The organism is Paraburkholderia sp. (assembly GCF_035501035.1).
Classification (GTDB): domain Bacteria; phylum Pseudomonadota; class Gammaproteobacteria; order Burkholderiales; family Burkholderiaceae; genus Paraburkholderia.
This window is the reverse complement of the sequence record NZ_DATJWR010000322.1, coordinates 1-9417: the sequence shown is the minus strand read 5'-3', so window position 1 is coordinate 9417 and position 9417 is coordinate 1. Positions and strand designations below refer to the sequence as shown.

8 protein-coding genes are annotated in these 9417 nt (G+C 66.7%); 5 read left to right on the top strand and 3 right to left on the bottom strand.

The window, feature by feature from the left end:
• Positions 1–2084: PBP1A family penicillin-binding protein (locus tag VMJ11_RS23735; protein WP_325622345.1), on the bottom strand; the 2084-nt coding region annotated here is incomplete at its 3' end.
• Positions 2085–2658: 574 nt separating this feature from the next.
• On the opposite strand from VMJ11_RS23735, the gene VMJ11_RS23730 reads away from it, so the two are divergent.
• The 4 genes from VMJ11_RS23730 (at position 2659) to VMJ11_RS23715 (ending at position 7439) form a co-directional block, all read left to right on the top strand.
• Complete coding sequence (locus VMJ11_RS23730; RefSeq protein ID WP_325622343.1) at positions 2659–3345, top strand: hypothetical protein; 687 nt, start codon at positions 2659–2661, stop codon at positions 3343–3345.
• Between the two features lie 471 nt (positions 3346–3816).
• Positions 3817–4497 (top strand): PspA/IM30 family protein, encoded by a 681-nt coding sequence (locus tag VMJ11_RS23725; RefSeq protein ID WP_325622342.1) that lies wholly within the window; start codon positions 3817–3819, stop codon positions 4495–4497.
• A gap of 131 nt (positions 4498–4628) precedes the next feature.
• Positions 4629–5828 (top strand): tetratricopeptide repeat protein, encoded by a 1200-nt coding sequence (locus VMJ11_RS23720; RefSeq protein WP_325622341.1) that lies wholly within the window; start codon positions 4629–4631, stop codon positions 5826–5828.
• Between the two features lie 111 nt (positions 5829–5939).
• Complete coding sequence (locus VMJ11_RS23715) at positions 5940–7439, top strand: NAD(P)/FAD-dependent oxidoreductase (protein WP_325622340.1); 1500 nt, start codon at positions 5940–5942, stop codon at positions 7437–7439.
• Here the strand turns inward: VMJ11_RS23715 and VMJ11_RS23710 are convergent.
• Together VMJ11_RS23710 and VMJ11_RS23705 are read right to left on the bottom strand one after the other, a co-directional pair.
• Positions 7436–8206, bottom strand: coding sequence for a class I SAM-dependent methyltransferase (locus VMJ11_RS23710; protein WP_325622338.1), 771 nt, complete (start codon positions 8204–8206; stop codon positions 7436–7438). The genes VMJ11_RS23715 and VMJ11_RS23710 overlap by 4 nt on opposite strands.
• 63 nt (positions 8207–8269) lie before the next feature.
• Positions 8270–8401 (bottom strand): hypothetical protein, encoded by a 132-nt coding sequence (locus tag VMJ11_RS23705; protein ID WP_325622336.1) that lies wholly within the window; start codon positions 8399–8401, stop codon positions 8270–8272.
• A gap of 243 nt (positions 8402–8644) precedes the next feature.
• Here VMJ11_RS23705 and VMJ11_RS23700 point away from each other — a divergent pair.
• Positions 8645–9417 (top strand): methyl-accepting chemotaxis protein (locus VMJ11_RS23700; RefSeq protein WP_325622334.1); only part of this gene is annotated, 773 nt, incomplete at its 3' end.

Below are 9417 nucleotides of genomic sequence, written 5' to 3'. Positions count from 1 at the left end.
TCGCGATGGAGCACGTTGGTGCCCGCGCCCGTGCCCGCCGTCGCCACCGAATGCAGCAGGCTGTTCATCACGTAGGCGTTGCGCGGCGTGAGCGTCTGCGGCGCGTTGCGGCCCGCCACGAGCGGCTGCGCGCGCAGGATCGGCTGGCCGTGCACGTCGTCGACTTCGGCGATCAGATACGGGTTGATGCGATAGCCGCCGTTCGCGAACACGCTGTATGCGCCCGCCGACTGCAGGGGCGTGACGAGGCCCGCGCCGAGCGCCATCGGCAGATACGGCGGGGTCTTGTCCGCATCGAAGCCAAAGCGCTGCGTCACGTAGTCCTGCGCGTACTTCGTGCCGATGTACGAGAGGATGCGGATCGACACGAGGTTCTTCGACTTCTGCAGCGCGAGGCGCATCGGCATCGGGCCGTCCGGCTGATCGTCGTCCTTCGGCTCCCAGGCGTCGCCGCCCGGCGTGCTCGGCGGGAAGTACAGCGGCGCGTCGTTGATGATCGTCGCGGGGCCGAGGCCCTTCTCGAGCGAAGCCGAATAGATGAACGGCTTGAAGCTCGAACCCGGCTGGCGCCACGCCTGCGTGATGTGGTTGAACTTGTTCTGGTTGAAGTCGAAACCGCCGATCAGCGCGCGAATCGCGCCGTCCTGCGGTGTGAGCGAGACGAGCGCACCTTGCACCTGCGGCAACTGCGTGATTTGCCAGTTGCCCTTCTCGTCGGCCATCAGACGCACGATCGAGCCCGGGCGAATGCGCTGCGCCTGCGAGGCGCGCGGCGAGAGCGCGCCCGCCGCGAAGCGCAGGCCGTCGCCCGTCACCGTGACAGCGGTGCCGTCGAGCAGTTGCGCCGTGACGGTTTTCGGGTTCGCTTCGGTGACGACGGCCGAGACGAGGTCGCCGTTGTCCGGGTGATCGGTGAGCGCATCCTCGATGGCCTGGTCGCGGTCGTCGCCGTCGGCCGGCAACTGCACGAAGCCTTCTGGTCCGCGATAGCCGTGGCGGCGCTCGTAGTCCATCACGCCCTTGCGCACGGCGGCGTACGCGGCGTTCTGATCTGCCGAATCGATGGTCGTCGTCACAGTGAGGCCGCGCGTGTAGGTCTCGTCCTTGTATTGCGCGTACATCATCTGGCGCACCATTTCCGCGACGTATTCGGCATGCACGCTGTACTCGTTGCCGGCCGTCTTCGTCTGCAGCGGTTCCTTGATCGCTTCGTCGTACTGCGCCTGGGTGATGTAGCCGAGGTCGAGCATGCGCTTGAGGATGTACTCCTGGCGAATCTTCGCGCGATGCGGATTGACGATCGGGTTATACGCCGACGGCGCCTTCGGCAAGCCCGCGAGCATCGCGGCCTGCGCAAGCGTGATGTCCTGCAGGTTCTTGCCGAAGTACACGCGCGCGGCGGCCGAAAAGCCGTAGGCGCGCTGACCCAGATAGATCTGGTTCATGTACAGCTCGAGAATCTGGTCCTTCGTGAGCGCGCGCTCGATCTTGTAGGCGAGCAGCATCTCGTAGATCTTGCGCGTATAGGTCTTTTCGCTCGAGAGGAAGAAGTTGCGCGCGACCTGCATCGTGATCGTGCTCGCGCCCTGCGAGGCGCCGCCGTGCATGAGGTCGGCCATGCCCGCACGCAGGATGCCGACGAAGTCGACGCCGCCGTGCTCGTAGAAGCGATAGTCCTCGATCGCGAGCACCGCCTTCTTCTGGATGTCCGGGATGTCCTGGAAGCGCACGAGCTGCCGGCGCTCTTCGCCGAACTCGCCGATCAGCACGTGATCGGCGGTATAGATGCGCAGCGGCACCTTCGGTTGATAGTTCGTGAGCGCGTCGAGCGAAGGCAACTGCGGCTCCATCACGACGAGCGCGTAGCCGACGATCAGCGCGCCGACCACGCAGAGCGTTGCGATCAGCCCGAAAAAGCCCAGCGCGATCGAGGCGCCGATCGAGCGCCGCCGCGGAGCTCCTCGCCCCGGGCGTTCATCGCGCGGCGGCTCCGGGCCGCGAGGCGGCTGGCGTCCATTGCTGAAGGAAGGTTCCCGATCGTCGCTCGGGTAATGCGGTGAAGGCGGTCGTTTGATGATAGGCATGACTGGAATGATGGGCACGTCTCGCGCGCGCGGATCTCGACCACGGCGTCATGGCGCCAATGCGGCATACGACGTCGCCGGCACAAGCCCGGCGACGCGGCGCGACCGGCAACGCCCCCGTCCGGCCGCACGGCGCGCACTTCGGCACGCCAGACGCGAAAACACGCCCGTTCAGGCGACATTCGCGAAATGTAACAGCGCATTCTAAAGAAATCGCAGGCAGCGGGTCGCGCTTTTTTTGTAAGAGTTTCCTGGACAAACCTTCGTGCCCGATTTTTTACTGCTGCTGGAGGCAGCTTGCGCGAGGCGCGGCTTTATGCGCGAAAAGTTTCGTAACCGGCCGACCGTGTTGCTGGGAAATTACATGATCGAGCAGTTGTGCGCATATTCTTGCGAGCCGTGTCGCTCCGGCGCGGACGCCTTCTGATTGCGCATCGGCGCACGCGTCTTATGATGAATGATCTGCTGCACGCCCCTGCCCGCGCCCGGATAAAAGCCGAAACGGACCTTTCAACAAGCTGTTGCGCAGGCAGGAACCGACGTCATACGAAGCCGAACCAACGGCCCGCCGACCATGAACAAGCCCAGCGAACGCATCGTCGTCTTCGTCACGCCCGCGCAAAAGCGTGCGATCTCCGCCACCGCGGACGAGCTCGGCATCAGCATCAGCGAGCTGATGCGCCGCGCGGTGATCGCGTTCAGCGCGACCAGCGATCAGGTCAAGGCTGCAAGCATCGTCGACCGTCTGAGCGCGCCGCGCCAGCCCGACGCGCTCGCGCAGGTGCTACGGAAGGCCGCGAAGCCGCTGCGTACGAGCCGGGCAGGCGCGATCCGGCCGCTCGCCGCGGGTGCGACGGCAACCGACGGGGCGGCCGCCGAAATGAACGGAACGATGCCGGCCACGCAGACGGACGATGCGAGGACGCATGACGAAACGGAGCCCGCCATGCGCGACCACGCGCACACGCACGAGGAAAGCTCGCACGCGCCGGCCGCCGCCCTAAAAGCCGAACAGCACGCCGACGAACCCGCTATCAACCATGCCGCGCGCGAAATAGCGCAGGCCGTCATGCGCCTGAATGCCGAGGCCGCCGCTGCGCAAAGCGGTGCTCTCGAAGCCGCCGCCGCGCAAACTCACGACGTCGAGCCGCTGCAGCCCGTGAGCACCGCACCCTTCGCACGTTCGCGGCGCGATGCGGGCGACCTGCGCGGCGACGCACATGGTGGCGACGCCGCCCCCGAAGGCGGCAAGTTCGCCTGACGCCCGCTGCGCCCCGCATACCGCAACGCGCCCGGCAGGCTTGCGATCATCACCCCGCACTTGCGGTGATCGCCTGAAAACCTCGTCGCAGGGAGCCCGGCGCGGCCATCCTTTAAGTCCCTTTTAAGAAGCCTCGTGGTGTAATATCCGCGAGCGATGGCGGCCCCCGCCGGAAGCGGCGCTTCGAGCCGCGCGGCGTCGCCCATCGCGAATCACGCGCGAATTCGCGATTGCGCTATTGCAATTGCCACACTCGCCCCGATTTGCGCGCAGCATGCGCGGTGTGCACAAAGCGGCGTAAGCTGGCAGATGGATCGCCGGTTATCAGCCTCGGTTACCAGCCTGATTGCCAGCCGGTGCGAGTCGGGCAGTTGCCCACGCCAGCCAACGCTGCGAGCAACGCCGCAAGGCGCAAACTGCATGCACGCACCTCGGCCCAGCATGGCCGATCTCATTTCACTGGAGGAATTCATGTCGCTTTTCGACTCCATCTCCCGCACGGTCAAGGGCCTGCTCAACGACGCGGCCGACTCCGTACAGGATCCGTCGCGCGACGCGCGCCAGATCGTGCGTGAGCTCGACGACAGCATTGCCCGCGCCGAGAACTCGCTCGTCGAGATCCAGGCGCAGGTCGCGACGCAGCAAAGCAAGCGCGACGTGGCCGCCGACAAGGCGAAGAAGTACGAGGACGGCGCGAAGCGTGCGCTGCAATCGGGCGACGAGGCGCTCGCGCGCGAAGCGCTTGGCGCGCAGCAAACGGCCGAAGCCGAACGCGACGCGCTAGCGAACGAACTCGCGAAGCTCGAGCCGTCGGTCGACCAACTGAAGCAGCAGATCGACGACATGCGCTCGCGCCGCAACGATCTGAACGCCCGCTCGAACATCCTGCAGGCAAAGCAGCAGATCGCCCAGGCGAAGGATGTCGCGGCCACGGCGCTCGGTGGTATCGGCGGCAAGAATCTCGCTGCCGACTTCCAGAAGCTCGAGGACAAGGTCTCGCTCTCGAACGCGCGCTCGGACGCACGCCTGAACTCGGCCGACCAGTCGAGTGGCAAAGCGCTCGAGGACAAACTCGCCGCGCTCAACAAGGGCCCCTCGGTGGACGAGCGCCTCGAAGCACTCAAGAAGCAGTTGAACACGCCGGCGCAATAACGTAACGCTCCGGAGTGCAGGATGCGGCGCGGCATGAGCCGTGCTGCCGGTAAGATCAGTGGCCAGCCTGTCACGCCGCATCCCCGTATCGAATGCCATGGAGACGGGCGTCAATGCGCCCGGCCTGCAACATGAAAAAGTTTCTTGCCGCTGCCAGCCTCGCTTGCGCTTCGCTCGCCTTCGCGAGCGGCGTTGCGTTCGCCCTGCCGAGCGTACAGCAGATCGAATCCGCGATGTCCCAGGGCGACTGGCAGCGCGCCGACTCCGGCCTCACCGAAGTGCTGCAAGCGCATCCCGACAACGCTCGCGCCCACTACCTCTACGGCCAGGTGCTCGACCGCGAAGGCCGCTACGCCGACGCACTCGCGCAGATCGAGCAGGCGAAGTCGCTCGATCCGCAAATCGGCTTCACGCAGCCCCAGCGTTTCGCCCAGGTCGAAGCGAAGATCCGCTCCGACGCCGCGCGCGCCGGCGCCGCCAGGACGAGCAGCGCCGATAACCCGTTCTCGCAGCAGCAAGCGCTCTCCTCCGGCGACGCGCCGCAGAAGCACGGCCCCGGCATGGGCATGTGGATCGGCATTGCCATCGTGCTGGTGGGTGTCGCGCTCGTGCTGCGCTGGACGTTGCGCCGCGCCAAGTCTACGGAAGACGCGAAGGCCGGCGAGGATCGCCGCGACCAGCTCAAGCGCGCCACCGACCTGCTCAACGGCGTGCGCTCGCTCAAGCTCGACGTGAAGCTCTCGACCGCGCCCGGTCACGAAGCGCTCGAAAAGGAAGTCGAGGGGCTGGAAGCGCAATTGCGCGGCCTCGTCGAAACGCTCTCGAACAGCGCGAATCCCCGGCCGCCCTATGAGATCGAGGAGCTCGAGCGCCAGTTCGCGAGCCTCAAGGCGCGCGCCGATGGCCGTCCGGATCCGAACGCACAGCCTGCCGGGCCCGCTCCCGCGCCTGGCTACGGCGGCGATTCCGCCTATGCGCGCGAAGCCGACGCCGCTTTCGGGCGTCAGCCGCAGTACCCGCCGCAGTACCCGCCGCAATATCCGCCACAACAGCAACCGCAGGTCATCGTGCAGCAAGGCGGCGGTGGAATGGGCGGCATGGGCGGGCTGCTGACCGGCGTGCTGCTCGGCGAGGCGCTCAGCCACGGCCGCGACCGCGTGGTCGAGCGCGATGTGATCGTCGACGACGAAGGTCGCCGCGTCCCGCGCGACAACAATGGCGGCGGCGGTCTCGATTTCGGCCAGGGCTCCAACGACTGGGACGACGGCTCGGGTGGCGGCGGCGTCGACCTCGGCAGCAACGACAGCTCGGACGACTGGAACAACTCCTGAGCGCCTGGGACCTCCCTCGCGCATCGCGCCAAAACGACGACGGGCTCCTTCGCGGAGCCCGTTTTGCATCGGCGCAGCACATCAACACCACACGAAGCGACGGACGCTCACATGGCCACTGAAGCGCTCGGCAACGGCGCCACGCTGCGCATCGCCATCATCGGCAGCGGCTTTTCCGGCATCGGCATGGCGATCCGGCTGCGCCGCATGGGGATCGATTCGTTCACGCTCTACGAAGCCGCCGAAAGCCTCGGAGGCACCTGGCGCGACAATGCCTATCCGGGCGCCGCCTGCGATATTCCTTCGCACCTCTACTCTTTCTCGTTCGAGCTGAATGCCGCATGGACGCGCACCTACGCACCGCAGCGCGAGATTCTCGACTACCTGCGCCATTGCGCGCGCAAGTATGACGTCGAGCGCTTCATCGAATATCGCTCGCGCGTGCGCGCGGCGCGCTTCGTGGAGGCGCGCGGGCTCTGGCAGGTCGAGATCGAGCGTGATGGCGCGCAGAAAACGATCGAGGCCAATATCGTGATCGCCGCGAACGGTCCGCTCTCGCGCCCCGCGCTGCCGCGGCTTGCGGGCATCGAGCGCTTCGCGGGCAAGCTCTTTCACTCGGCGCGCTGGGACCACGGCTATGCGCTCGAAGGCAAGCGCGTGGCCGTCATCGGCACCGGGGCGAGCGCGATCCAGTTCGTGCCGCAGATTCAGCCCCGCGTTGCACAGCTCGCGGTGTTTCAGCGCACGCCGCCGTGGATCATGCCGCGGCGCGACCGCGCCATCGGCGAGCCCTGGCGCTGGATCTATCGCCACGTGCCGCTCGCGCAGCGCGTGGCGCGCGCGGCCATCTACTGGCAACACGAATCGCGTGCGCTCGGCTTTTCCGTGGAGCCACGCCTGCTCCGGGCGCCCACCAGGTTCGCACGCAGCTATCTCGCTCACAAGGTAAAAGACCCCGAACTGTGCGCCAGGCTCACGCCCGACTACGTGCTCGGCTGCAAGCGCGTGCTGCTCTCGAGCGACTACTACCCGGCTCTCGCACAGCGCAACGTCGAGCTGGTGACCGACGCGATCCGCGAAGTCGTCGCCGACGGCATCGTGACCGCCGACGGCACGCATCGCCCGTTCGACGCGATCGTCTGCGGCACGGGCTTCCAGGTCAACGACGTGGACGCGCCGTTCGAGGTGACCGGCGTAGGCGGCCAGGATCTCGGCGAGAAGTGGCGCCGCGACGGGCCCGAGGCGTACGTGGGCGCAAGCGTCGCGGGCTTTCCGAATCTCTTTTTCGTCGTCGGACCGAACACGGCGCTCGGGCACAACTCGATGATCTATATGATCGAGTCGCACATCCGCTACATAGCGGACTGCATCCGCACGCTGCAACGCTCGGGCGCACGCACGATGGACGTGCGCGCCGAGGCGCAGCGCACGTGGAACGCGCGCCTGCAGGCGCGCTTCGCGCGCACCGTGTGGCAGTCCGGCTGCCGCAGTTACTACCTCACGCAAACGGGCAAGAACACCGCGCTGTGGCCCGGCTTCACGTTCATGTTCCGGCACAGAACGCGGCGCGTGCGTACCGCCGACTACGAGTTCGGGCGCAAGCCCGGCTAGATGCGCAGCGCTCTCCCCGCGTACACGCGCGTCTCGTAGGCGAAGTTCACACGCCCTTCCTTTTGGGTCGCGTCGAAAAGCTCGCGCAGTGCCGCGAGCATCGGCTCGTAGCGCGCGTCGCCGGCCTGCGGCGCATAGGAGGACGACATCAGCCTTCCGCGCAGGCCCTCGAAATCGAGTAGTTGCGCATTGGGAAACACCGTCTGATGCTCGAAGCCGTCACCAAACCAGTCGGCCATCGCCGCAGAGTCCGGATAGGTCTCGGCCACGCGTGCATAGTCCGGGCAAAAACGCTGCAGCAGTGCCTCGTAACCCTCCAGAAACGCCGAGCCTTCGAGCAGCCGGCTGTTCCAGAACAGCACGATCTTGCCGCGCGGCTTGAGGATGCGCGCGAACTCGCGCTGAGTGTCGGTCTTGTGAAACCAGTGGAACGCCTGGGCGGCGCTCACGAGGTCCACGCTCGCCGTTTCGAGCGTGGTCGCCTCCGCCGTGCCCGCCACGCTGCGGTAGCCCTTGTAGCCACCCAGCAGCTCGTCGGCGGCGGCGCGCATGGCCGCGTTCGGCTCGACGGCCGTGACCGGATGGCCCGCGTCAAGAAAAAGCTTCGTGGAAAGGCCCGTGCCCGCGCCAATGTCGGCTACTGGCGCGCCCGGTGCGATGCCGCACTCGACATGCACGAAGGTCGCCACCTCGCGCGGATAAGTCGGCCGGAATTTCACGTAGTCTGCGACCCGGTTCGTGAAGCGCCGGGTGGAATGGTCGATCATCGTCTGCCCTTTTGTCGTGCCCCGCGCGGACTGCGCGAGACGGCCTGCCGATACGCTTGCGCCTCAAGCGCCACCGCCTAGAAGCTTCAACAGCCCCCAGAGAAAACGTAACACCATCACGATCAGCTCCCAGAGCTGGATCAGTTGCTGCCAGAGCGCGAGCGGCGCGCCCCCGCCGAACCATGCCTCGATCATCTTGCTCCCATCGCGGGCGCGCCTGAGCGTGGCTCGCCGCCGCGTTCGCCGTCTTCGCCGCTTGCGCCATCTGGCGCCATCTGGCGCGGCTGTGGCGCCCGCGTCCCCGATCATAGCCCCATGCGCGCCCGCTGCGCTCAAGTCCCCGCGCGGCGCGCCGTAAACAGGTCCAGAAAGCGCGGCGATCGCACCGACGACCGGCCCACCCACCTTAGGGTTCGCACAGGCAAGGAGACACACCCAATGACACGTTTGCGTTTCCGCGGCATCCCAGGTTTACCAGGTTTGCGCGCCCGCCGCCGCAAGGGTAAATCGGCCGGGATCGTCGGCGACATCGCCGCGCAGGCTGGCCGGCTCGGCATCGAGATCTGCGATGTGGCCGGCCATGTCGATGAAGTGGCCGCACGCGTGCAGCGTCAAACCGACGTCTGCCACGCCCTGCGCGAATCGGCGGCGCACACGCTTGCGGGCAATCATCAAATCGCCGCGGCCGCGCGCGCCATGCGCGAACTGAGCACCGGCACCACCGCCACCGTGCAGCAATCGCAGCAGACCATCGAAGCCTCGCTCGCCGACATTCACGGCCTCGTAGAAGGCGTCACCGTGATCGAGACGCAGATCCGGGCGCTCAAGAGTGCGCTTGCGCATGTGTCCAAAGTCTCCGAGGAAATCTCGCTGATCGCGCGGCAAACCCAGCTGCTCGCGCTCAATGCCGCCATCGAGGCCGCGCGCGCGGGCGAGTCTGGCAAGAGCTTCGCCGTGGTCGCGGCCGAGGTGAAGAACCTTTCGGCAAAAACCGCACTGGCCACCGGACAGATCGAGCAAACGCTAGGAAAGCTCACGCAGCAAACCGAGCAGCTCATCGTCGAGGGCACGGCGAATACCGAACGCGCGCATCGCGTGCGTGAAGGCACGCACACCATCGGCGAAGCGGTGCTCAGCACGGGCGAGGCGATCCTGCAGCTCGACGAGCACGCCGGCCAGATCGCCCAGCTCACGGGCGAAATCGAAACGAA